Here is a 23,923-nt window from a genome sequence, read left to right as displayed (position 1 = left end):
GCCGCCAGCCTTACGGCCAGCCGATCGCTCGTGTGGACTTCTTCCGCCGCATGCCGCAGGGCGGCACCGCCTACCTCAAGCCCGCCGACTCCAACGACGACTGAACCGGCCGGGCTCGTCAACCAGGCGAGCCCACAGCCTCGTGACGAACGGCCTCAGATCGTCCCGTTCGCCATCGCTTCGCAGCTGCGCAACACGACTGCCGCGGCGCGACGCTCCCCGGCGCTCAGCTCCGGGTTCTCCGCCTGGTCCCGCCACCGGCGCACCGCGGGCAACACCTGGTCCGGCCCGAGCCGCGCGGCTCGTGAAGTTCCGCCGGCGCCGAGCAATCTCAGGGCCTCGGCTTTCAGCTCCGCCGAAAAAGACGTCCGTCCGGTTTGCAGCGCGGCCACCAGCCGCAGCTCCCGGAAATCGTGGGCGCCCGCCAGCAACCGCTCGAGTTCGGCGGCCAGCCCGGCCGCGGCGGGGCGCGGTTCCATGCGCAGCACCACTTCCAGCCCGATCAACGCCGACCGCGCCTTGAGCACGTCCCGCCGCGCGACGAAGTACCCGTCGATCGCATCGCGCAGGTCGGCCAGGCCGCTGCGTGGCACGAGCTGACCGGCCAGCGCGGGCAACGTGTCCGCGCCGCGGCGGATCAACGTCATCGCCAGCCGCACGCCGAAGATCCCGAACCGCGCGAGCAGTGCGGCGCGGTCGGACGCGGCCACCGGCGCCGGGAACTCCGCCGCCGCGAACCGGTCCGCCGACAGCAGCCGCGGCTCCAGCTCCTCCCGCGGCACGGCGGCGAGCGCGCGCAGCAGCGCGAACTCCGGCTCGGTCAGGGTGCGCGCCGCCAGCGCGGGCAAGCCGGCCACCGGCACGACGTCCTGGCACAGCCCGGCGACCTCCGGCGCGACCCGGTACCGGCGCGCGACCTGCCGGGCCGAGATGACGGCGTCCACCCGGCCGCCGCCGAGTTCGTCCGCCCGCGACAACACGATCAGCGCGTTGACCGCCGCCGCCCGCGCGACCGGGTGGTCCTGCAGCGTGTGCAGGAAGGACAGGTCGGCTCCGGACGGGCGCCGCACGAGGTAGAGGACCGCGTCGGCGTCCATGCAGATCCCCTCGATCGTGCTGGGCGCCGCGCCGCCGTCGATCGCCGGCGTGTCCATCAGCATCAGCTCGTCCTGCGACCGCCCCGGCGAGGTGCGGAACCAGGTCATCTCGCCCTGCGGCTGCTCGCCGGCCAGCGCGGCGAGCAGCGTCGACCGGCCCGATCCACGCGGCCCCACCACTGCCAGCCGCAGCGGGTCGTCGAACCGGGTGAGCTGGCGTTGCAGCCAGCTCGTCGCCCGCGGGCTGTCCTGGTAGACGTCGAGGGCCTCCTGCAGGACCGCGTGCGTCCTCGCGGCCAGGCTCACGCGGTGATCCCCCGCTGGGCGGGCAGCTGCGCCGGGGTGGCCAGGGCCTGGGCGCGGCGGCGCAGCACGTTCAGCTCCTCCATCATCCGGCGGATCTCGTTCGCCCGGACCGTGCGGCGGGTCGTGTCGTCGTCGATGGCCTGCTTGAACGTCTTCGCGGTCGCGGTGATCTCGCCGCGCAGCTCGTCGGCGACGCCGTTCAGCCGGTCGCGCAGCGCGCGGTGGATCTGCCGCGCGGTGTCCTTGCTGTGCTTGCCGTAGCGCAGGAAGAAGTCGTCGACGTACCGGTGCGCGGCGGTCTTCGCGGCGTGCTGGCGCCGCTTGAGCCGGTTGCCGCGCTCCTCGAAGACGCTCTTCGCGCCGAAGGCGGCACCAGCGCCGAGCGAGATCGGGTTGATCAGCGGCAGGCCCGCGATGGTGGTCGCGAGGCCGAACATCAGCAGACCGCTGTAGGACCCGCGCATCCCGACGAACAGCTTCTGCCCCACGCCGAACCGCTCGACCCGCGGCATCCGCAGGTCGCCGATCGCGTCACCGGGCACCTCGCGCGGCAGCGAGTCGGGCAGCGCGTCCTCGCGGTGCGGCGCGACCTGCCGCGCGATCTTGCGGGCGATCCACTCGAACCGGTCGAGCAGCCACTCCGAGTTGGTCTCCGCGACCGTGGTCAGGTTCTCCCGCAGCCACTCCTCGAACTCGGGCCACGTCTTCGCCGGGTCGGCGGTTTCGAAGTACTCGTCGACCTCGACCAGGATCTTGCGCGTCCGGTCGCGCAGGTCGAACTCGACGTCCGAGATCAGGTCGGACACCTCGTCGGACAGCAGCGTCTGCCAGCGGTTCGCGTCCCGCTGCAGCTTCTCCAGGCGCCGCCCGGCGGCGTGCCACCGCGCGACCGCGTCGCCGTTGTCCGGCTGCTGCGTCGCGGCGAACTCCTCGGTCAGCTCGTTCTGCAGCGCCTCGACGGTGGTCGTGCTGAGGGCGGCGACCGAGCGCCGGGCCAGCAGGTCCGCCTGGCCGGGCAGGTCCTGGTGCAGGCACTTGACCAGCTCGCCGAACCCGGACTCGGCGTTCAGGGCCTGGTCGCCCGTGCGGGCCGCGGCCAGCCGCAGCGCCGCGGAAACCGGGATCAGCGACGCCATCAGCCCGCGCTGGTCCAGCCGGTTGCGGTTGCGCTGCGCGACCGTCCGCCACCCGGGCACCAGGTCGATCTTGGTGAGCACCACGAGCACCGTCGGGCACAGCCGGACGACCTGCTCGAGCAGCTGGATCTCCGACGCCGACAGCTCGCTCGTCGCGTCGGTGGCCATCAGCACGGCGTCCGCCGAATCGACGGTCTCCATCGCCGCCCGCGGCGGCGTGTCGACCAGCGCCAGCCCGCCGGCCAGCAGCGCGCGGGGCAGGCCCACCTCGGCCCGGACGACCGGTGGACCGCTCACTGCGACCGCTTCCCGATTGGCCTGGCCGGTCACCGACTCCACCGGCACCGGCTGCCGCGCCGGGCCCTCGATGGCCCGCGGGCCGGCCGTGACGACGGCCGCCGTCGGCTTCTCGGCGTGCGTCACGACGGCCGGGACCGTGGTCGTGGCATCCTCGCCGACCGCGCACACCGGCGCGTTGACCAGCGCGTTCACCAGCTGGCTCTTGCCCTGGCCGGTCTCGCCGATCACGACGACCCGCAGCTTCTCGTCGAGCAGCTGGGCTCTGCGTCTGCGGATGCGATCGGCCAGGTCCGGGCGCCGTTGGGTGGCGCAGACGTGGGCGGTGTCGTCCAGTACGTCGAGCCAGGGTGGTGCGAGCACGCGGAGGAGTGTGCCGTGTCGTGACCAAAACGTGAAGCGGCGGGGTCCGTTCTGAGACGAACCCCGCCGCTTCATCGGTGAGTGGTAGCCGCGCCGTTGCGGCTACCGGTCAGTGCCCCAGGGGCAGGTCGCCGTGCAGGTTGTCGAGGTCGGCGGCCTCGGGCAGCGGCGCGTGGTTGAGCGGGCCGAGCGTGTCGACCAGCGGGCTGTCGGTCACGGAGACGACCTCCTTGACCGGGTCCGTGGTCAGCGCGTGCTCGACCTGGCCGGTGACGTCCGGCAGCGGGTTCGCGACCGGCAGGTGCGGCAGGCCCTGCGGCAGCTCGGCGCCGAAGTGGACCGGCAGGTCGCCGGGCGCCTCGGCCGGGATCTCGGCCGGGACGGCGGCGGGCAGCACGGTCGGCACGCCGGGGGCGGCGGGCAGGTCGGAGGCGAGGTCCGCGGCCTGGTGGCCACCGTCGGAGATCGCGGTGCCCGCCTGGGCGCCCGCGTTGGCGACCAGGTCACCGGTCTGCGCGCCACCCAGCGTCAGGTACTCGCCGAGGGTGGCCGAGTTCTGCGCGACACCGCCGCCGACCAGGTCACCGCCGATCGAGATGTAGTCGGCGATCGTGCCGGCGGCGGGCTCGGCGCGGCCGAGGACGTCCGAGTCGAGCGAACCGGCCAGGTCGCCAGCCTCGTCGAAGCTCGGCACGTCGGCGGGCAGGTCGGCGGGGGTGCCGTCCACGCCGAGGGTGTAGGTGCCCAGGGCCGAGTCGGTGCGGGCGCCCGCGAGGACGGCGTCCTCACCAGCGGTCAGGCCGCCCTGCAGCTCACCCTCGTTGTTCTCGACGGCGAGGCCGCCGGTGAAGCCCTCGGTGCTGCCGGCGGCGCTGCCGATGAAGGCGCCCGCCGGGGTGCCCGCGGTGCCGGCGACACCGGCGCCTTCCTGGGCGGCGGCGGCCGCGGCGGCGCCCTCGGCCAGCTCGCCCTCGTAGGACACGGTGGTGGCGTAGCCGTCCTCGGAGCCCGCGCTGGCGGTGTCCACGCGGCCGACGGCCGGGATGTCCAGGTCGGGAGCGGTGAACGGCTTGTCGCCCAGCGACGGGGCGGCCACCGGCAGCGAGCCCAGCGTGTCGAGGTCGACGGGCAGGTCGCCCGTCTCCGGCAGCTCGGTCAGGCCGACGGCCTCGCCGAGGGCGGCGACGTCCTCGGTGCCCACCGGCAGGGAACCGGCGTCGAGGGGCAGCGCGCTGGTGTCGAGGGGCAGGCCGCTCCCGTCGACCGGCAGGGCGGTCAGCTCGCTCGGCACGTCGGCGCGCTCGGCGCCCACGGTCGGCAGGGAGGGCAGCTCACCCAGGGCGGGCAGCTGGACCGGGAGCCCGGGCAGCGAGCCCTGCAGGCCCTCGACCTCGGGCAGCCCGACCGGCAGCTCGCCCAGCTCGGGGGCCGCGCCGGTGAGCGCCTCGGTCGGCAGGTCGTTGCGGGCGTCCAGCGGGAGGCCGTCGACGGCGGGCGGCTGGAGCGGCAGGTCGCTCAGCTCGGGCAGCTCGACCGGGATGTCACCCAGCTCGGGCAGCTCGACCGGCAGCGCGTCGGTGGGCAGGCTGTCCGTGGGCAGCGCGTCCAGCGGCAGCTGGTCCACCGGCAGCGCGTTGACCGGCAGGTCCTGGCGGGCCGGGACGTCGAGCGGCAGGTCGCCCAGCGGCAGGTCACCCAGAGCGGGCAGCTCCACCGGCAGGTCGCCGAGCTCGGGCAGCACCTGGGCGGTCGGGCCACCCAGCAGCTCCTCGCCGAGCGGCAGCGCGGAGGTGTCGACCGGCAGGGCCGGGGCGTCGATGGGCAGGTCGGCGCGGGCCGGGACGTCCAGGGGCAGCTCGGGGGCCTCGACCGGCAGCGCGTCGGCCGCGTCCGCGACGGCCTGCAGCTGGGCGATGGCGCCCTGCAGGTCGGTCACGTCGGCGTCCAGCGGCAGCGCGGACAGGGCGTCGGCCAGCGGCGCGGGCGCGTAGTCGGCGACCAGCGGGGCGACTTCCTGGATGTCCTGCGGCGTGACGTCGCTCAAGCCGGCGGCGGCGAGCGCGCTGGTCGGGTCGGCGGCGAACGCCGACCGGGCAGCCTCGTCGTTCAGCAGGGTGAGCACGAACTCGTGCAGGTTCTGGGCGGGGAGAGACAAGGAATATCTCCGCGGATCTCGGGGGGTGAAAACGGACAAGGCGTCCAGGGTGCACCGCAGGACGCCTTGGCTGAAGCTAGTGACCGTTCCGTTACCGCGGCATCGGGGATCGGTCCGCAACCTTCGGCGAGGCCATCGGGGCAACCGGTTAGGGGATTAGGGGATGTGACCCCAACGGGCGACTTTGGTACGAAGGGGCGACCCCGTGAGTGAGGATTCAACCCCTATGCGTCACGTTCTCGGCATCGACATCGGCAGCACCGGCATCGCCGCTGCCGTGTGCCGTGACGTGGGCGAACGCTGGTCGGAGCCGGTGGTCGTGCCCGCCGTCGAGTCGGTCGTGCACGTCGCCCCGGACGCGACGGTGTCAGTCGGCGCGGAGGCGGTTCGGCGCTCGGTCGTGGAACCCGACCGGGTGGCGCGTGGTTTCTTGCGCCGGGTCGGCGACGACGTTCCGTTCCTCCTTGGTGACGAGCTGTACACGGCCGAGGCGCTCACGGCCGCCGTCGCGGGGTGGGTCGTCGACCAGGTCGCCGCCGACGAGGGCGAGCCTGCCGAGCGCATCGCGATCACGCACCCGCCGTCCTGGGGTACCTACCGGCGCAAGCTGCTGCTGGATGCGCTGGCCGCGGCCGGGTTGCCGCCCGCGATGCTGTTGCCGACGCCGGTCGCCGCCGCGGAGGGGCACCTCGCGCGTGAGCGGATCGACCCGCAGACGCTCGTCGGGGTGTGCCGGATCGGCGGCGAGCACGCCGACCTCGCCGTGCTGCGCCGCGGAGCCACGACGTTCGAGCTGGTCACGCACGCCGAACCGGCCGAGCCGACGGCCGGGAAGACGCTCGACGACCTGCTGTTCGAGCACGTCCGCGAGCGCTGCGGCGACGTCGCGCCGTCGGCGTTGCGGCTGGTGTGCGCGGAGGCGAAGGAGCGGCTGTCGGCGCTGCCCGAGACCGAGATCGGGCCGGTACGGGTGACGCGCGCGGAGTTCGACCGGCTGGTGCGGCCGAACCTGCTCGCGACGCTCGAACCGCTGCGCCGGTACGAACGGCTGAGCGTCGTGCTGCTGGTCGGCGGCACGGCGGCGGTCCCGCTGCTCACCGAGCTGGTCGCCGGGCTGACCGGCGGCCGGGTGGTCGCCGAGCCCGAGCCGGCGTCCGCGGTCGCGCGCGGGGCGGCGCTGGTCGCGCGGCTCGTGGAAGGCGCGGCGGTCGAGTCGACCGCGCTCGTGCCCAAGGTGACCGGCTTCCCCGACCTGGAACCCGAAGACGTGTACGACGACGAACCCGTTCCGCCGCGGCCGCCCGTCGTACTGACCCCGCTCGAACCGCCCCGTCGCCGGTTCGCGCCCTCCCGCCGCGGCGGCTCCCGAAGCGAGGACGACGAGTGATCCTGCTGGACGAACCCACCGAGCGGGTCTGCGCGGCGATCAAATCCGGTCAGCTCGCGCCGGTCCGCCTCGCGATCGTGGCCCCTGGCGGCTACGGCAAAACCGCCGTGCTCGACCACCTCGCCGGCGCCCCCGGCGTGCGGCTGGTCGACGACGCCCACCTGCTCACCGACGCCGAACTGTCCGAAGTGGCCCGTCAGCTCGACGACGAGTCGGCCGGTCTCGTCATCGCGGCGCGCCCGCATCCGCGGCCGTCCGCGCTGAACCAGGTGCTCGGCCGTCTGACCGGGCAGCTCGTGCTGCGTCCGTTCGACCGGCTGCGGACGGAGACGTTCCTGGCCAGGGCCGGGCGGCCGATGGCGGTCGACACGGTGCTGGCGCAGACCGGTGGCGTGCCGGGGTTCGTGCGCCTGCTGGCCGGTGGCGACGGTGAGCTGGTCGCGGCGTTCCGGCACGAGCTGGACCAGGCCGGTGAGGATTCGCTGTGCTACCTGCTCGCGGTCGAGGCCGGGGCCGATCCGGACCTGCTCGCCGCGTTGAAGCTGCCCGCGTCGACGGTCGAAGCGGTGCGCGCGACCGGGTACCTCGGGCCGGACGGCCGGTTGCTGCCGGTCGCCGCGCGCGCCCTGCGTGAACTGGTGCCCGCGGACCGGCGGATCGCATTGCGGCTGCGGCTGATCCGGCGGCAGCTCGACCGCAGCGGGCCGGTGCTGAGCCTGGTCCGGCCGCTGATCGGGACGGGCGTGACCGGGGCGGACGTCGCGACGGCGTTCGAGGTGGCCGCGGGCGAGGCGGCAGGCGATCCGGCGTTGGCCGCGCGGTTGTACGAGGCGGCCGTGCGTGCCGGGCGGCCGACGGCGGCGGTGGGCACGCGCTGGGCTGAGGCGGTCGCGCGGACCGGTGACTTCGACACGGCCCTGCAGCTGGCCGACCAGGTGATCGCCGCGGACGACGCGGTGGACCGGGCCGAGGGGGCGCAGGTCGCGGGCGCGGCGCTGGCGCACCGGGGCCAGCTGGCGCGCAGCGCGGAGCTGTTCCAGTGGTCCGACACGGCTGCGGCGCGCTGCTTCGCGGTGATCGGCCTGACCGGGTCCGGGCGGCTGGCGGAGGCGGAGAAGCTGCTCGGCAAGTCCGCTGTGGACGGTCCGCCGACGCTGCTCGCGGGTGCGGTGTCCTCGGCGGCTCGTGGTGTCCTGGAGTCGGTGACGGACCAGCCGACGGTGGCACTGTCCACTTTGATCCGTTCGGCGGAGATGCTGGAGCCGGTGTCGGACCGGGTGCTGCTGCCGGACAGCCCGGCGGCGCTGGGCGCGCTGGTGGCGTTGCACTCGGGTGAGGCGGCGATCGCGGAGCCGTTGCTGGAGCGGGCGGTGTCGTCGGGGGTGCTGGTGCCGCGGCACCGGTTGCTGCTGGCGTGGATCGCGATGCTGCGTGGCGACGAGGAGGGCGCGACCGCGCAGTTGCGGTCGGCGGGGGAGCAGTTGTCGCCGCGGGACTGGTTGTTCGCGGTCGGGTTGCGGGTCGGGCTGGCGCGCCGGTCGAGCGATCTGGCCGGGTTGCGGCGGATCTGGATCGAGGCGCGCGAGGCGGTGGTCCGCCACCCGGTGGACCTGTTCACGTTCCTGCCGTTCGGGGAGTTCGAGGTGGCGGCGGCGCGGCTGGGGGAGCGGGACCGGCTGGCGCCGCACCTGCGGCAGGCGCGGGAGTTGCTGGCCGGGCTGGGGAATCCGCCGTTGTGGGCGAGCGCGTTGCATTGGAGCGGCCTGCACGCGGCGGTAATCGCGGAGCAGCCGGAGGAGGCGGCCGCGCACGCCGCGGCGTTGTCGGAGGCGGCGTCGGCGGGCCCGTACTTCGCGACGATCGCCCGCGCGGCGCAGTGCTGGCTGGAGGTGCTGGGCGGCGAGGTCGACGCCGTGGCGGTCGAGACGGCGGCGCGGGACCTGCACGGGGTCGGCCTGTGCTGGGACGGCGCGCGGCTGGCCGGGCAGGCGGCGATCCGGACGTCGGACCGGAAGGCGATGGTGACGCTGCTGGACTGTGCCCGTGTGCTCCAGGGCCGGCCGGGCCGGGAGGCGGTGGAGCACACGGGCGGGGTGCGGCTGAGCGAGCGGGAGCGGCAGGTCGCGGAGCTCGTGGTCGCCGGGCTGACGTACAAGCAGATCGGTGATCGCCTGTTCATCTCGGCGAAGACGGTCGAGCACCACATGGCACGGATGCGCCAGCGCCTGGGCGCAGGCAGCCGCGGCGAGCTGCTGGCCGAGCTGCGGGAGATCGTGCAGGTGGCGTCCTAGCGGACGACCTGCACGGTGTCCCCGCTCGCCAGCGTGCTGAAGAATTTTTGCGAGGCGCCGGTCGACAGGTGGATGCAGCCGTGCGAGTACTTGGACAGGCTGCCCTGGTGGAAGGCGATGCCGGGCTGGAAGAAGACCGAGTTCGGCATGGGGGCGTCGAACTCGCGGCTGTGGTAGTCCCTGACCTTCCCCGAGACGCGGAAGGTGCCGACGGGGGTCGGGTTGCCGGCCGAGCCGGGCATGATCTGGACCGGGCCGTAGACGACTTCGCCGTCGCTGAGGAGCCACGCCTTCTTCGCCGAGAGGTCCACGCAAGCGTCGACGGTGGCCGAGCAGGGCACGCCCGCCGGGGCGGCCTTCGCCTTGGTCGTCGTGCTGGTGGTCTTCTTCGAGGTGGAGGTCTTCGAGCTGGTCGACGGCGCAGGCGTGGAGCTGCTGGTGGCCGGCGAGGGCGCAGCCGAGGTGGTGATCGCGGGCGGCGCGCTCGTGGTGGGGGCAGCGGTGGTCGCGGCAACCTGCTGCACGTCCGCGGCCTGCTCGGCGGCGTTCCCACAGGCCGTAAGCACCAGCGCGGCGGCCACAGCCGCCGCGGCCAGCACCATCTTCTTGACGCTCACTCGATCCCCCAGCTTTTCGGTTTGGTGTCTACAAGCGGATAGACGTGATCGGCGGGGTGGTGGTTGAGCGCCGCAGGTCACGATCTTGTTGCACCAGGTTTGGACGCTGAAGTTCACACGGATGAGTGGGGACTGCGCTTCTCTGGATGCCCCGGCGGGGCCTGTGCCTCCCCGGCTGGGCGTGTGCCTCCCCGGCTGGGCGTGTGCCTCCCCGGCTGGGCGTGTGCGTCCCGGCTGGGCGTGTGCTTCCCCGACTGCGCGTGCCTCCCCGGCTGGGCGTGTGCTTCCCCGACTGCGCGTGCCTCCCGGCTGCGCGTGTGCCTCCCCGACTGGCGTCCAGCGTTCGCGCGTCGCCCTCAGGCCTCGCGCCCAGCACTCCCCACCCCGCTCCGCCCTCCCGGCCCCCTCCGGCCCTCCCGCCCCGTCACGCTTCGCCCCGCCCCGCCCGCTCCGTTCCGCCCCGGCCCGCCCCGGCCCGCCCCGCTCCGTTCCGCCCCGCTCCGGCCCGCTCCGCTCCGTTCCACTCCACTCCGGCCCGCTCCGTTCCGTTCCGTTCCGCTCCGCTCCGTTCCGCTCCGTTCCGGTCCGTTCCGCCCCGACCCGTCACGCTCCGCCCCGGCCGACGTCTCGTGTCCGGCGCCTCGCGCCCGGCGCAGCGGTCCTCATTGCTTGGTGCCCAGCTCACGGGTCTCGCACCCGGTGCCCGGCTCGTGCCTCATGCCTGGTGCCCGGCTCGTGCCTCGCGCGCTGTCGCCTCGAGTCTCGCTCCCCCTGGCTCCTGGCTCCTCGGGGCTTGCTCTGGTGCGCGGCGCCTTGGCCCTCGCGCCCGGTGCCCGCTCCTCGGGTGTCGCGTCTGGTGCCAGCGCCTCCTGCCCCGCGTCTGGTGTCCGCGCCTGGTGGCCGGCGCCTCGCGTCTGGCGCCTGGCTCCTCGGGCCTTGCACCTGGCGCGCGGCGCCTCGGTCCTCACGCCCCGCCTCACGCTCGGCGTCTCGTGCCCGCGCCCGGCGTCCCGCGCCCGGTGCCTCGTGCCCACGCCCGGTACCTCGTGCCCACGCCTCGCGTCTGCGTCCAACGCCTCGCGCACGCCACCTCCCGCCTGGCGCCCGTGCCCCGGGGCCAAGGCCCCGTGCCCACGCCCAGCCCTCCGTGCAGCGTCCCGGCCTATTGGTGCGTCACCGGCTCGAGTCTCAACCCGCGGAAGCACCGACACCCCCAGCCTCCCGCTCGGGCACGATGGCCCCATGCGCTACGTCATCATCGGAGCGGGCGCGGTCGGCTCGACCGTCGCCGCTCAGCTGCAACTCGCCGGGCTGCCGGTCGTGCTCATCGCGCGCGGCGAGCACGGCGCCAAGATCCGCGAGCAGGGGCTCCGGTACTTCCGGCCCACCGGCGAGCAGCTCGTGCGGGTACCCGTCGCCGGGAACGCCGAGGAGGTCGAACTTACCTCGTCGGACGTCCTCGTCGTGGCCACCAAGACCCAGGACACCGAGGCGGTCCTCCAGGAGTGGTCGTGGCGCCCGGCCGGCTCCGGCCTGGCCGCCGACCTGCCGGTTGTGATGCTGCAGAACGGCCTCGAGAACGAGCGCGCGGCGCTGCGCCGTTTCGCCACCGTGTTCGGCGCGTCGCTGTGGATGCCGGCGTCCTACATCGACCCGGGCGAGGTCAGCGCACAGGGCGCCGAACTCCCGGGCATCCTCTGGCTGGGACAGTTCCCGTCCGGTGACGACCCGCGCCTCAGCCCGATCGCGTCTGACCTGCGCACAGCCGGCTTCGGCGTCCAGCTCGTGCCGGACCTGCTGCGCTGGAAGGCGGGCAAGCTCCTCGCCAACCTGGGCAACGCCGTCGACGCGCTCTTCGGGCACGACGAACGCACGGCGTCGTTGAACCGGGAACTGCGAGCCGAGGGACGTCGAGTGCTAGCCGCGGCAGGGATCGAACCGGTCGATCTACGCGAAGCGTCCGAAATAGACACCTCGGCCGCGAACCCGGCCGAGATCCCTGGACGTCCGCGCGCCGGCAGCTCGACCCGCCAGAGCCTTGCCCGAGGCGCCGGATCCGTCGAAGGCGATTACCTCAACGGTGAGATCGTCCTGCTCGGACGGTTGCACGGCGTTCCGACGCCGTTCAACGCCGCGGTGCAGCGCCGCCTCGCGCTGGCCGCCTCCCGTGGCGAGGCGCCAGGTTCGGCCGACCCGTCGCAACTCGACCTGCCCCGGCCGCCGGTCCTGATCAGCGCCGACGAACTCCAGCGGCAGCTCGACTCGTCCGCCCCACCCGTCCTGCTGGACGTGCGCTGGGCACTGGGCGACCCGAACGGGCACCGCCACTACCTCGACGGTCATCTGCCGGGCGCGGTGTACGTGGACCTCGACACCGAACTGGCCGCACCGCCGTCCCCCGCCGAGGGACGTCACCCCCTCCCGGACCTCGACGCTCTCCAGGCCGCCGCCCGCCGCTGGGGTATCCGCGAGGGCTCGTCCGTCGTCGCCTACGACAACGGCGGAAATCTGGCCGCCGCTCGCGCCTGGTGGCTGCTCCGCTGGGCGGGGGTTGCGGACGTCCGGCTCCTCGACGGCGGACTTGCCGCGTGGGGCGACAGGCCTCTGGAAACCGGTTTCGGCCGGAACCCCGAGCCGGGCGACGTCGTCCTCAAGCCCGGTCACCTGCCGGTCCTCAGCATCGACGAGGCAGCCGCGCTGCCCGGCAAGGGCACGCTGTTCGACGCTCGGGCCGGTGAGCGATACCGGGGCGAGCAGGAGCCGATCGACCCGCGCGCCGGCCACGTCCCCGGTGCCATCAGTGCGCCGACCGGCGAGAACCTCACTGCCGAGGGCCGGTTCCACTCGCCCGAGCAGCTCGCCGCCCGCTTCCGCGAGCTGGGCGCAGCCGAAGGCCCGGTCGGGGTGTACTGCGGCTCCGGTGTGACGGCAGCTCACGAGATCGCGGCTCTCGCCATCGCCGGCATCGACGCCGCCCTGTATCCCGGTTCGTGGTCGCAGTGGTCGAACCAGCCCGACCGCCCCGCGGCGACCGGCCCGAACCCGTAGCGAAGCGATCACGTGCTGCCCGGGTCGGTCGCCTCACGTACGGAGTCCAGCCCGGGCAGCGCGTACCCGGCCATGTCCACGGTCACTTGTCATCACACGTTCGCGCACCTTCCTTCCTGGTAGTTGTAGACGTATGCGCTTGCGGCCGAGCACCTCGCACTGGGGAGCCTTCTCAGCCGGACTCGACGAAAACGGGCGCCTCCAGGTCGCCGCGCACCCCGAAGACCCGGCGCCGTCACCCTTACTCGGCAACCTGCCGAGCGCTTTGACGGACCCCAACCGGATCGCTGCGCCCGCGATCCGACGAGGGTGGCTGGAGCGCGGGCCGGGTCCGGATCCGAAACGCGGTCACGAGGACTTCGTCGAGGTCAGCTGGGACGAGGCCCTCGATCTGCTCTCGGCCGAGCTCCGACGGGTCCGCGCCGACCACGGGAACGAGGCGATCTACGGCGGCTCCTACGGCTGGGCGAGCGCCGGCCGCTTTCACCACGCCCAGAGCCAGCTGCACCGGTTCCTCAACGTCTTCGGTGGTTTCACCTCCTCTCGCAACACCTACAGCAACGGCACCAGCTCGGTGGTGCTGCCACACATCGTCGGCACCGCCAACGATGTCCTGCGCAATGGTTCGAGCTGGCCGACGATCGTGGCGAACACCGAACTCCTCGTGGCGTTCGGCGGAGTCCCCGAGAAGAACGTCTTCGTCACTCCCGGCGGAGTCACCCGGCACCACACCCCCGGGTTCCTCGCCCAGCTCGCCGACCGGGACGTCGAGGTCGCCCTGATCAGCCCACTCCGCGCTGATCTCCCGCAACGGCTGGCCGCGCGGTGGTACCCCATCCGCCCTGCGACGGACACCGCGCTTATGCTCGCGCTCTCGCACACCCTCGCCGCAGAAGGCTTGCACGACCGCCACTTCCTCGACCGCTATTGCACTGGTTACGACGCGTTCGAGCGCTACCTCTTCGGTGCCGACGACGGAACCGTCAAGGACGCCGCCTGGGCCAGTGCCCTGACCGGCATCTCGGCCGCGGACATCGTCGACCTCGCCCGACGCATGGCCGCCCACCGCACCTTCATCACTGTCACCTGGAGCCTCCAGCGCATCGAACACGGTGAGCAACCCGTGTGGGCAGCCATCGCCCTCGCCGCCATGCTCGGTCAGATCGGGCTACCCGGGGGCGGCTTCGGCCACGGGTATGGCTCCATGGGAGACAGCGGCGACATCGGCCCGAACTTCCAGGTGCCCTACCTGTCCCAGGGGATCAACCCGGTCAAGCAGTTCATCCCGGTGGCCCGGATCGCGGACATGCTCCTCAATCCCGGCACCCGCTACCAGTACGACGGCACCGAACGCACCTATCCAGACATCCATCTCGTGTACTGGGCCGGTGGCAACCCCTTCCACCACCACCAGGACCTGAACCGCCTGCGCGAAGCGTTCGCCCGGCCCGACACCGTCGTCGTGCACGAACCCTTTTGGACCGCCACCGCGCGGCACGCCGACATCGTTCTGCCCACCACTACAGCACTGGAGCGTGAAGACTTCGGCTCCGGCCGCCGTGACACCCACCTCGTCGCGATGCACCGGATCGCCGAACCCCGGGGACAGGCCAGGGACGACTACGCGATCCTCGCCGGACTGGCTGCCCGGTTGGGGATCGAGGAACAGTTCACCGAGGGCCGCACGGCGCGCGAGTGGCTCGAGCACCTCTACGGCACCTGGCGAGAGCGCCTGGCCGGCAAGGGAATCTTCGTTCCCTCGTTCGAGGAATTCTGGGAGGAGGGCGGCCTCCGGTTGCCGAACACGGAGACCGACCGGACGCTCTGGGCCGAATTCCGGGCCGACCCCGTAGCCAACCGGCTCGCAACCCCGAGCGGCCGGATCGAGATCGTCTCCGAGACAGTGGCTTCGTTCGGCTACGACGACTGCCCTGGTCATCCGGCCTGGCTGGAGCCGATGGAGTGGGCCGGCGGCGAGCGTGCGGCTCGTTTCCCGTTGGTCCTCATCGCGAATCAGCCCCACACCCGGCTGCACGGCCAGCTCGACGGCGGTGCGGTCAGCCAGGCGGCGAAGGTTGCGGGCCGCGAGGCCGTGCGCCTGCATCCCGACGACGCGGGCCCGCGCGGGATCAACGACGGAGACGTCGTCCGGATATTCAACGACCGGGGCGCTTGTCTGGCTGGAGCCGTGCTCTGCACAGATCTTCGCCCTGGCGTGGCACAGCTGCCGACCGGCGCGTGGTTCGATCCGGCGGGATCCCTGTGTGTGCACGGCAACCCCAACGTGCTCACCGCCGATGTCCCGTCGTCACAACTGTCCCAAGGGTGCACGGGGCAGCACGTGCTGGTCGAAATCGAGCGTTTCGCGGGTGAACCACCTGGCGTTGTCGTGAACCGGCCACCGGTCATCTCGCGCGGACGCGAGATGTAGGTGGAGATGGCGCGCAGGGTGTATCGCATAGGAGCTCCTCGTCAGCGGTTTTGCTTGCACCGCAGCAGATCCGGTGGTTCTCGCGGGCTGCGGTGTCTTCGACGGTACACCAAAATTGAATTCAGTCGCTAACCCAATCGATCGAATCTCTCCGGCGATCTCCCCAATATCTGTCTTTTGGTAGATGGTGCTCGCGAACCAGTTCGTGCATTCTCCTATCACCGCCACTTCCGAGCGAGGAGAAACAGACATGAGCACCACGACCGGCGCCGGCCGAAGGATCAAGGCAGAACTGGGTTGGCCTGTCCCAGTTCTCGGTGCGGTGTGCGCGGTGCTCGTGGCGATGCCCCTCGGCACCGTGCTCACCACCGCGTCTTCGCTGGTGGTTCTTCTTGCGGCGCTGGGCATCGCGATGCAACGCACCCGCAGGCACGCGGTCATTGCCGCTGCGTCCGGGGTTGCAGCCGTGAGCTCTCTGATAGCGACGTTCTGCGGCGGCGAAGCGGCGGGTCGGAGCCTTGCCTCGTGGCTACTGGTGGAGACCGGTTTCCTGCTGTGCGTTCTCGTGCAGGCAGTCCGACATGCAAGAGGGCGAGGTGCGCCGTTCTCCGTCGGCTTGCTCATGAGTGCAGTAGTTCTGGCGCCACTGCGGCTCACGGCGGGTTCGCGTGCGTCTCCGTCGACCGGTTCGGCAAGCGAGTGGTGCTTCGGCTGGGCGTTGTTGGCAGCATGCGCCGTAGCGGTTGGTCTGTACCTGCGTTCTCTCGACGAGAAGCGCGAGGAGTCCGTTCACGCGGCTCGCCGAGAGCAACGCGTGCAACTGGCGAGCGACTTGCACGACTGGCTTGGGCACGAGGTGACCGGGCTGGTGCTGGAGGCGCAGGCTGCGCGGCTTCCCAGCCGTGCCCCGGGGGACGCGCACCGTGCGCTGGAGCGCATCGAAGAGGCCGGCGTCCGCGTGCTCGACTCGATCGACAAGGCGTTGTGTTGGCTCCGGCACGGCGATGGTGCGCCCGGGATGGTCGACGTCGAGCGGACTCCATGGGCCTCGGACCTTCCAGCTCTCGTGCAACGGTTCGAGGCGCTCGGGCAGACGCGAGTGCGGCTGGAGTTGGATGACCAAGCGGAGGACGTGCGTCCCGAGATCGCGGGAACCATCCATCGCGTGGTGCTGGAAGCTCTCACGAACGTCCGACGGCATGCCCCGGAGGCGCGTCAAGTGTCGGTAGCGGTGCGCCGCGACGGTGCACACCTGGTCGTCCGGGTCGCCAACGACGGCGTGCGAAGGCAGGGGCTGCTCAAGCGGGCTCGGGCCGGCGGGTCGGGTCTGCGCGGCTTGGCAGAACGAGTGGCCACGCTGGGCGGGACCGCGTGGGCGGGTCCGGTGGGTCAGGCGGGCTGGGCGGTTCACGTGGTGTTGCCGGTGGTCTCGTGACGGCGATCCGGATTCTCGTCGCGGACGATCAGGAGGTGGTTCGCCGGAGTTTGCGGCAGATCTTCGAGGCTGAGGATGATCTCGAGGTGATCGGCGAGGTGGCCGATGGTGATTCAGCCGTGCAACGGGCTCGCGAGTTGAAGCCGGACGTCGTGCTGGTCGACGTCCGGATGCCGGGACGCGATGGGTTGTCGGTGACCCGGGAGCTTGCTGGACCGGAGGTGGCGGATCCACTGCGGGTCATCGTGATCACGACGTTCGAGCTCGACGAGTACGCGCGGGTCGCGCTCCAGAACGGCGCTTGTGGGTTCCTGTTGAAGAGGTCCGGGCCTGGTTTGCTGGTCGAAGGTGTCCGCGCTGCCGTGTCGGGCGACATGCTGATCAGTCCGCAGATGACCATGCGCCTCTTCCAGCAGATGGGCCTGCCCGCAGTCCATGATCACCGGCCGGCGGCGTTGACCGAACGGGAATGGGAGATAGCGCGTCTCGTCGCGGAGGCGAAGACGAACCTGGAGATCGGCCAGGTTCTGGGAATCACGGCAGGCACGGTGAAAACGCACTTGAGGAGCGTCCAGCGGAAGCTGGGCCTGCGTAATCGGGTCGCGATCGCTGCCTGGGCGTGGGAAACCAGCGTTGAGGGGAGGTGAGGAGTCAGAAGGTAACAAGAGGTCCAGCGAGCGGGAGGGCAGTGACTACGGACCGCAGGATTGTGCACTTGATCATCACCCGATGGAGTTATCTTTCTCCATGATCAGGGAAAGTGAGAGTCTCTCGGCATCGATGAACTCATCGCGCTGGTAGCTTTTCCCGAGCCGCAGCTGGTTCTGTGGGTGGTCGAGTGACGCCCGGCGAGCGGCGACGTACCGGGGACAGTCCACGCCGTGCCGATGGAGGGTGTTGATGGCGCGCACGATCCTGCGTGACAGGTCGGATGACCTCGTGTGGAGCGTGCAACTGGCGGACCGTACGGGAATCGTTGCCGCGAGCGCACCCAAGCCCGTCGACACGTGCGAAGACGACGAGCCCACGGTTACCGACTTCCCGCCTGTGTCTGGCGAGCTCGCGCCCACCCCGGTGGTGGTTGGTTTGCCCGGTGCCATGGAGAAGCGGCGGCTGCTCCGCCGGGTGCGTCGCAACCTGCTGGTCGCGGCTGCGGCGGTCGTCCTTTTGGGTGTGGGCTGGGTGGCGGGTGGCACCTTCGGTTCCGGCAACGATGCGGGGACGGCACCTGCGGTGGCTGCCGGGGTGGTGCCGAACGCCGGTCTTGCCCAGCCGGTGCAACCGGCTCCGAGCACGACTTCCGCTCCTCAGGCGCCGGTGACCACCCCGCCGACAGCGGCTCCGCCGACGGCCAAGGCCTCTGCGCCGGTGCAGAAGAAGCCGACCGCAACCAAGAAGACGACCGTCGACCGCGGTGAGGCGCGTACTGGTCCGGTCGAGGAGACCAGGGATCAGGACAAGCCGCTCGGCCAGGCGATCGACGAGCAGATCAAGCAGCTGTTCGAGGTCTGGACGTGGAACCAGATCGACCCGCGCGGTGACTTCGACGAGGAGCAGGACCGGTCGACGCGGTCCTTCGGGCCGCTCGGTCGCTGAGCCCTCTCGCTCGCCGTCGGTCGAGGAACCGTCTGCGCACGCCGCCGGCGGGGTGGCGGTTGGTCCTTGGTGCTGATGGGACGGGCGGGTGTGCCCGTGCTGGGATCGGCTGCGCAGGGTCGATGCCGGGTGTCCGCCGCGGTTGGGCTGGTGGAGAAGTCGGGTCGGCCGGATCGGCGACGGGCCGGGGCAGAGCGCGGCTCGGACTGGGCCGGGCGGGCAGGCTCGATGCCGTGATGCCGTGATGCCGTGATGCCGTGATGCCGTGACGGCGATGCGGCGATGCGGCTATGGCGTGATGGCGTGATGCGGCGATGGCGTGGTCGTGATGGCGTGTTGGCGCCCTGCCCTGATGGCGCGATGCCGAAGCGCCGCGATGCCGCGCTGGCGTCTTGCGGTGGCGCGGTGGCGCGACGTGTGGTGACACGATGTCGTGATGCCGGCATCAACTGCCGAGCCGCCGACGCTGGTCGACGAAGAGATGGCCCGCCGGTTCGACACCTCCGCCGGTGCCGTGGTGGGCGGCATGCCGCCGTGCCGCCGTGCCGTCGTGAGGTGGCGCGGTAGCGGGCAGCGACGTGGCGCGGTGGCGGGGCAGCGACGTGGCGCGGTGGCGGGGCAGCGACGTGGCGCGGTGGCGGGGCAGCGACGTGGCGCGGCGGCGGGGCTGCCGCGATGTCGGTGTGGGGACGCGCCGACATGCCGAGATGCCGAGATGCCGAGACCTCGAGTTGCCGATGCGCGGGGCGTGCCCGGTGTCGAGTTGCTGGCTGTCGAGTCGTGGTGCCAACGGGGCAACTTGACCGTGGGGACCAGCCGGGCGCCGGGGTGGTGTGGGCCTAGTCAGCCTGGCTCCTGGAGGCAGCCGGGGGGTGACCCCGGCGCCGCGAGGGGTTGCGGTGCCAGGGTCAGACGTTTGTGATCTCGTCGATGAAGGCGTCCACGTCGAAGCAGTCGCTCTCCGTGCCCAGGGGGACGAGTTCCGTAGCGGCGTCCAGGAAGCGTTCGACGTCCTCGCGCTCGATTTCGACCAGTGCGTAGCCGTCGGGGGACTCGATCTCCAGGATGAGGATGCCCTCGTCGGTCGACAGGTCGGGCCGGACTCGCACGTCGCCGATGCCGGAGGGCTCCCGCAGGCCCGTGACGAGCAGCTCCCGGGCGAAGGTCCACTCCACCCAACGGCCACGCTCCGTCCGGAACGCGATGTTCACGGCGAACGGCTCGCTCGCGACGTACGACAGTCGAGACAGGACTGGAGCACTGGAGCCGTTGAGTGACACGAACTGGCTCTGGGTGACGGTATCGGTGTTCACGTGCCACCTCTCGCGGTCTTGTTCGCGCTCCCGGCGCGAACGGGTCGGACAGCGATGAGATGTAAGCGGAGCCCGAAAATGATGCGTCGCGGACGAGTTTCACGCGATCGGTTGCAAAATCTTCGAACCTGTAACACGCCGGAGCGTCGCGATCAGCCGCCGTTCAGGGGAACGGACAGGCCCACCTTGACGCGGTCCATCGCGACACTCGTCGTGAAGTGACGCACCTCGCCGTTGTCGAAGAACATCCGGCGGGTGAACGCCTCGAACTCGCCCATGTCCCGGCACTGCACGACCAGGATGAAGTCCGCCGAACCCGTAACGTAGTAGCACTGTTGCACAGCGGAATCAGCCAGCACCTGCTTCCGGAACGCCTCCAGCACCTCCAGCCGCTCGCGCTCCATCTCCACCATCACGATGAACGTCATGTGGACCCCGACCGATGGCGGGTCGATGACCGCGACCTCCCGCGAGATCACGCCGGCGTGCCGCAACCGCTTGATGCGGCGCTGCACCGCGGCAGCCGACAGACCCACCTCGGCGCCGATCGTCTCCGCGATCGTTCGCGAGTCGTCCTGCAGGCGTCGCAAAATCTCGTAGTCGAGTTTGTCCAGGTCAGCGGCGGGCACAACCGCATCGTAACCAAAACCGGGTCTGCGACGCGGCTCACGCAACGGCGGCGAAGCGGATGTCGCAGGCATCTTCGCCGACAGCGAAACGCACCAGCCGCGCCCCTGCGCTCTCCAGCGCATCCCGGTCCTTTTTGGAGACACGCCCGTACGGCTCGACCTCCAGCGTCGCCCCGGCCCGCGAGCGCACGATCCGCCAGCTGCCGCGCACCAGCCCGTCGACCAGGACCGTCCCGGGGAACACCCCGTTGGGCACCCCGAACACCCGCTTGCGCGCGTCGTCCGGCAGCACACGAGTCCGGTCGGCGTGCGACAACAGCAGGTTGTCGAACTCGGCGATGAACCGCGGCGGCGCGGGCGTGGCCGGGTCCGGACGCGGCGCTTCGGGCAGGTCGAACACCTCGCGTCCCTGCTCGGTCCGGAACACACGCAGCCGCGGGCGCAGCCGGTCCACCACCTCGCCGAGCCGCGTCAGGCCACTCCACGCCTGCACGTCCGCGACACTCGCCGGCCCGAACGCCGCCAGGTAGCGCAGCACGAGATCGTCCAGCGAGGCGTTCCGCTCCAGCGGACGCCCGAGCCAGTCCTCCGCCGTCGCGAGAGTCGTCCGCCCGCTGCGGCCCCACACCGCGCGCGGCGGGACCTGCACGAGCGGGAGCAGGCCGCGGGCGGCGTGCGCGAGCGCCGACGCCGGCGTGTCCGGCCACACCCGCGCGAGCTGTTCCCCCAGCGCGGCCGGGGTGCGCGGCTCCTCCGCGAGCAACGCGCGCGCCTGCTCCGCGACCGCGCACAGGTCAACCGGGGCAAGCGATTTCTTGTAGGCGGCGTTGGTGCGCATGTCGCGGTCGAACAGCGGCTGCAGGAGCGGGCGCAGCCAGAGGCAGTCGTCCGCCGCCACCAGGTGCACGGTGCCGCGCATCAACGCGATCCGCACCACCTGCCGGTCGAGCAGGAGCTGCCCGAGCTGCTCCGGCCGGAAACCGTGCAGGCGCGACCACAACCCGTAGTACGGCGGGAACGGCGCCTGCGCCTGAAGTCCGCACAGGTGCCGGACGGCTTCCAGCGGTGTGAGCTTCGTCCTGCGCAACAGCAGCTGACGGGCGAGCAGAGCCCGGTTCAGGGCGCGCTGCCCCAGCGTGTCCGGCATGGCCGAACCCTAGAACTTACCGGTGACAGTTCCGGTCCGCGTAGTCCTTTCGTGGCCGCGTTTTGTGACCTGGAACACAACTCACCGGTCTACCCAGGGGTAGCCCCTACAAGTGAATCCATGCATGACGGACACCACGCGGTCCTTGCCGGGCTGGGAGCCTGGCTGCCGCCGCGGGTGGTGGACAACGACGACCTCGCCCGGCACCTGAACACCTCCGACGACTGGATCCGCGCGCGCACCGGCATCGGTGAGCGCCGCATCGCCGACCCCGATGTGTCCACTGTAGACATGGCGATCGCCGCGGGGCGCAACGCCTTGCGCAGCGCCGGGTCGGACGCGATCGACGCGGTGGTGCTCGCGACGGCGACGCCCGACTACCTCTGCCCGGCCAGCGCGCCGCAGGTGGCCTCGGGGCTCGGGCTCAGCGGGGTCGCCGCCTTCGACGTCAACGCCGTCTGCAGCGGCTTCATCTACGCACTGGCCACGGCCGCGGGCATGATCGCGGGCGGCGTCGCCGGCCGCGTGCTCGTCGTCGGCGCGGACGCGTTCAGCCGCTACTGCGATCCCGCCGACCGCACCACCGTCCCGATCTTCGGTGACGGCGCGGGCGCAGTCGTGCTGCGTGCCGGGACCGCCGACGAGCCGGGCGCGCTCGGGCCGTTCGACCTGCACAGCGAGGGTGAGAACGCGGGCCTGCTGATCGTCCCGGCCGGTGGCGCGAAGCAGCGCCAGTCGGCCGACCCGCACGACCACTACCTGACCATGCAGGGCACGGCCGTGTTCCGTCATGCCTGCGCGCGGATGGCCGAATCGGCCCGTGCCGTGCTGGAGCGGTCCGGGCTCGGGGTCGGCGACGTGGACCGGTTCGTCGGCCACCAGGCGAACATCCGAATCCTGCAGGCCACCGCCAAACAGCTGGGCATGCCGAACGACCGCGTGGTGGCGAACATCGAGCGCGTCGGCAACACCAGCGCCGCCTCGATCCCGCTCGCGCTGGCCGACGCCTGCGACGACGGTGAGCTCCAGCCCGGCCACCGGGTGCTGCTGACCGCGTTCGGCGCCGGCCTGACGTGGGGTTCGACGCTGCTGACCTGGCCCGACGTGAAGCCGGGCGGCGAGGCCTAGTTCGTCCAGGTCTTCGTTGGGGTGTCCCGCCCGCGGAGCTGGACCGTCTCGTGCCGGGTCCACCGGGCCTGCTCGCCGGATGCGGCCTGGGACCAGAGGGTGTCGCTGGCGAGGATGCGGCCGGGCACGTGCTTCGCGTGCTCGGTCAGCCGCGCCGCTTCGTTCACCGCGTCGCCGATGACCGTGTACTCGAGCCGGCTGCGGCTGCCGAGTTGCCCCGCGAACACCGGTCCCCACGCGACGCCGATGCCCAGGTCCAGCTCGCCCTCCTCGCGAACCGCGTCCCGGATGGCGCGCGCCGCTGACATGGCCGCGGTCGCCGGATCGGCCAGCCGCGTGGGCGCGCCGAAGACGCACAACGCGGCGTCACCCTGGAACTTGTTCACCAGCCCGCCGCGGGCGTCGACGGCCGACACCACGCTGTCGAACAACCGGTTCAGCTTGCGCACGATCTCCTCGGGCGGCAGCCGGTAGGCCAGGGCGGTCGAGTCCACGACGTCGACGAACAACGCGGCGACCTCCCGCACGTCACCGCTCAGCGACACCCCGTGTTCCAGGGCGTGCCGGGCGACGTCGATGCCCACGTGCCTGCCGAACAGGTCCCGCAGCCGGTCCTGTTCCCGCAGTCCGGCGACCATGCTGTTGACCGACACCTGGAGCGAGCCGATCTCGCTGGCGTCGTCCACGCGCACCGACACGTCCTTGCGGCCGCGGGTGACGAGGCCGACCGCCATCCGCAACCGGCGCAGCGGCGCGGCGACCGCCCGCGCGAGGAGCGCCGTGCCGATCGCGCCGCTGACGAGCCCGACGATCGACAGCATGATCAGGCTGGAGGTCTCGTCGGCCCTGCCGATGTTCGGTGGCGCGGCGACGATCAGCACGCCGAGCAGCGGGACCCCACTCGCTACGGCCCAGGTGATCGCGAGCCGGGACAGGACGCTGACCGACACCGCGTTGCGCGGTGGGCTCACCTCGAGCGCCAGGATCAGGATCGGCCGCGCGACCCACTCCGCGGCCAGGTACATCAGGCCGACGGTGAGCAGCCCACCGAGCCCGACGGCGAGGGTGACGCCGAGGGTGTCGAGCGCGGAGCCGAGGATGCTGGTGAGGGTGCCGAGGATGATCGTCCCGCCGAGCCAGAGGGTGCCGCTGACCAGCGCGAGGTCGCGGGGCAGGCGGAGCGCGCGGCGAGCTTCCGGCGGCGTCGGGCGGCGGCCCTGGGCGAACCAGACGGCGGTGCGACGGTGCAGGATCGCCGTCCACACCGAGCCGACGAGCACCGAGAGCAGGACGTACGCGCCGGCGCAGGTGAGCAGGACCCAGTTGCGGTCGCCCATGTCGGCGGGGATGCCCTGGAGGAACAGCAGCAGCCAGACGGCCGCCGCGCCGCACACACTCGACCCGACGCCGAGGACGACGAACCCCAGCCCGGTGCGCAGCACCACGCGGAACTTCGCGAGCTGGGCGAACTTCGGCACGGAGTGATCGTATTGCCAGCGGCGGGGGAAAGGCGCGTTGTTGTGGCGAGTGGATCGGCGGGCGGGCCT

The 23,923-nt window shown here is 71.9% G+C and carries 16 protein-coding genes; 8 read left to right on the top strand and 8 right to left on the bottom strand.

What is annotated here, in order from left to right; genetic code table 11:
• Positions 1-155 precede the first annotated feature (155 nt).
• The 3 genes from AMYTH_RS0127500 to AMYTH_RS0127490 all read right to left on the bottom strand — a co-directional run bounded on the left by AMYTH_RS0127500 (position 156) and on the right by AMYTH_RS0127490 (position 5,354).
• On the bottom strand, positions 156-1,403 hold the full coding sequence (locus AMYTH_RS0127500) for a P-loop NTPase family protein (protein WP_027932966.1): 1,248 nt from the start codon (positions 1,401-1,403) through the stop codon (positions 156-158).
• The gene (locus AMYTH_RS0127495) at positions 1,400-3,199 is read right to left on the bottom strand and encodes a dynamin family protein (RefSeq protein WP_027932965.1); all 1,800 of its coding nucleotides are present in this window, start codon (positions 3,197-3,199) and stop codon (positions 1,400-1,402) included. The genes AMYTH_RS0127500 and AMYTH_RS0127495 overlap by 4 nt, the downstream gene beginning before the upstream one ends.
• 109 nt (positions 3,200-3,308) lie before the next feature.
• The gene (locus tag AMYTH_RS0127490) at positions 3,309-5,354 is read right to left on the bottom strand and encodes an IniB N-terminal domain-containing protein (RefSeq protein ID WP_027932964.1); all 2,046 of its coding nucleotides are present in this window, start codon (positions 5,352-5,354) and stop codon (positions 3,309-3,311) included.
• 226 nt (positions 5,355-5,580) lie between these two features.
• On the opposite strand from AMYTH_RS0127490, the gene AMYTH_RS0127485 reads away from it, so the two are divergent.
• Complete coding sequence (locus AMYTH_RS0127485) at positions 5,581-6,741, top strand: Hsp70 family protein (RefSeq protein WP_027932963.1); 1,161 nt, start codon at positions 5,581-5,583, stop codon at positions 6,739-6,741.
• Complete coding sequence (locus AMYTH_RS0127480; RefSeq protein WP_027932962.1) at positions 6,738-9,032, top strand: helix-turn-helix transcriptional regulator; 2,295 nt, start codon at positions 6,738-6,740, stop codon at positions 9,030-9,032. Before AMYTH_RS0127485 ends, AMYTH_RS0127480 begins: the two co-directional genes overlap by 4 nt.
• Here AMYTH_RS0127480 and AMYTH_RS49080 read toward each other — a convergent pair.
• A complete protein-coding gene (locus tag AMYTH_RS49080; protein ID WP_027932961.1) occupies positions 9,029-9,649 on the bottom strand; it encodes a L,D-transpeptidase in 621 nt (206 codons plus the stop codon). The genes AMYTH_RS0127480 and AMYTH_RS49080 overlap by 4 nt on opposite strands.
• 1,242 nt (positions 9,650-10,891) lie before the next feature.
• Here AMYTH_RS49080 and AMYTH_RS51085 point away from each other — a divergent pair.
• The 5 genes from AMYTH_RS51085 (at position 10,892) to AMYTH_RS0127445 (ending at position 18,159) form a co-directional block, all read left to right on the top strand.
• The gene (locus AMYTH_RS51085; protein WP_027932960.1) at positions 10,892-12,697 is read left to right on the top strand and encodes a rhodanese-like domain-containing protein; all 1,806 of its coding nucleotides are present in this window, start codon (positions 10,892-10,894) and stop codon (positions 12,695-12,697) included.
• A 133-nt stretch (positions 12,698-12,830) separates the two neighbouring features.
• Positions 12,831-15,128 (top strand): molybdopterin-dependent oxidoreductase, encoded by a 2,298-nt coding sequence (locus tag AMYTH_RS0127465; protein WP_027932959.1) that lies wholly within the window; start codon positions 12,831-12,833, stop codon positions 15,126-15,128.
• 250 nt (positions 15,129-15,378) lie between these two features.
• Entirely contained in the window at positions 15,379-16,563 is a 1,185-nt protein-coding gene (locus AMYTH_RS0127460; protein WP_027932958.1) for a sensor histidine kinase, read from the top strand.
• Positions 16,560-17,210, top strand: a complete 651-nt coding sequence (locus AMYTH_RS0127455) for a response regulator (RefSeq protein ID WP_027932957.1) — start codon at positions 16,560-16,562, stop codon at positions 17,208-17,210. The genes AMYTH_RS0127460 and AMYTH_RS0127455 overlap by 4 nt, the downstream gene beginning before the upstream one ends.
• 253 nt (positions 17,211-17,463) lie before the next feature.
• Complete coding sequence (locus AMYTH_RS0127445) at positions 17,464-18,159, top strand: hypothetical protein (protein WP_157360675.1); 696 nt, start codon at positions 17,464-17,466, stop codon at positions 18,157-18,159.
• 908 nt (positions 18,160-19,067) lie between these two features.
• On the opposite strand, the gene AMYTH_RS0127440 is transcribed toward AMYTH_RS0127445, so the two are convergent.
• The 3 genes from AMYTH_RS0127440 to AMYTH_RS0127430 all read right to left on the bottom strand — a co-directional run bounded on the left by AMYTH_RS0127440 (position 19,068) and on the right by AMYTH_RS0127430 (position 21,248).
• Positions 19,068-19,472 carry an SsgA family sporulation/cell division regulator gene (locus AMYTH_RS0127440; RefSeq protein WP_017986234.1) on the bottom strand — a complete coding sequence of 135 codons (405 nt, stop codon included), beginning with the start codon at positions 19,470-19,472 and terminating at the stop codon, positions 19,068-19,070.
• A 152-nt stretch (positions 19,473-19,624) separates the two neighbouring features.
• Positions 19,625-20,101 (bottom strand): Lrp/AsnC family transcriptional regulator, encoded by a 477-nt coding sequence (locus AMYTH_RS0127435; protein ID WP_027932954.1) that lies wholly within the window; start codon positions 20,099-20,101, stop codon positions 19,625-19,627.
• 37 nt (positions 20,102-20,138) lie between these two features.
• Positions 20,139-21,248: a winged helix DNA-binding domain-containing protein gene (locus AMYTH_RS0127430; protein ID WP_027932953.1), complete on the bottom strand. Its 1,110-nt coding sequence runs from the start codon at positions 21,246-21,248 to the stop codon at positions 20,139-20,141.
• A 120-nt stretch (positions 21,249-21,368) separates the two neighbouring features.
• Here AMYTH_RS0127430 and AMYTH_RS0127425 point away from each other — a divergent pair, with 120 nt between their 5' ends.
• Positions 21,369-22,376: a beta-ketoacyl-ACP synthase III gene (locus AMYTH_RS0127425; protein WP_027932952.1), complete on the top strand. Its 1,008-nt coding sequence runs from the start codon at positions 21,369-21,371 to the stop codon at positions 22,374-22,376.
• Here the strand turns inward: AMYTH_RS0127425 and AMYTH_RS0127420 are convergent.
• Positions 22,373-23,854 carry an adenylate/guanylate cyclase domain-containing protein gene (locus AMYTH_RS0127420; RefSeq protein WP_027932951.1) on the bottom strand — a complete coding sequence of 494 codons (1,482 nt, stop codon included), beginning with the start codon at positions 23,852-23,854 and terminating at the stop codon, positions 22,373-22,375. The two genes, AMYTH_RS0127425 and AMYTH_RS0127420, sit on opposite strands and share 4 nt — an antisense overlap.
• Positions 23,855-23,923 lie beyond the last annotated feature (69 nt).

The organism is Amycolatopsis thermoflava N1165, from assembly GCF_000473265.1.
Taxonomy (GTDB): domain Bacteria; phylum Actinomycetota; class Actinomycetes; order Mycobacteriales; family Pseudonocardiaceae; genus Amycolatopsis_E; species Amycolatopsis_E thermoflava.
Note: the sequence above shows the minus strand (reverse complement) of the source record. Positions and strands in the feature narration are given on the sequence as shown.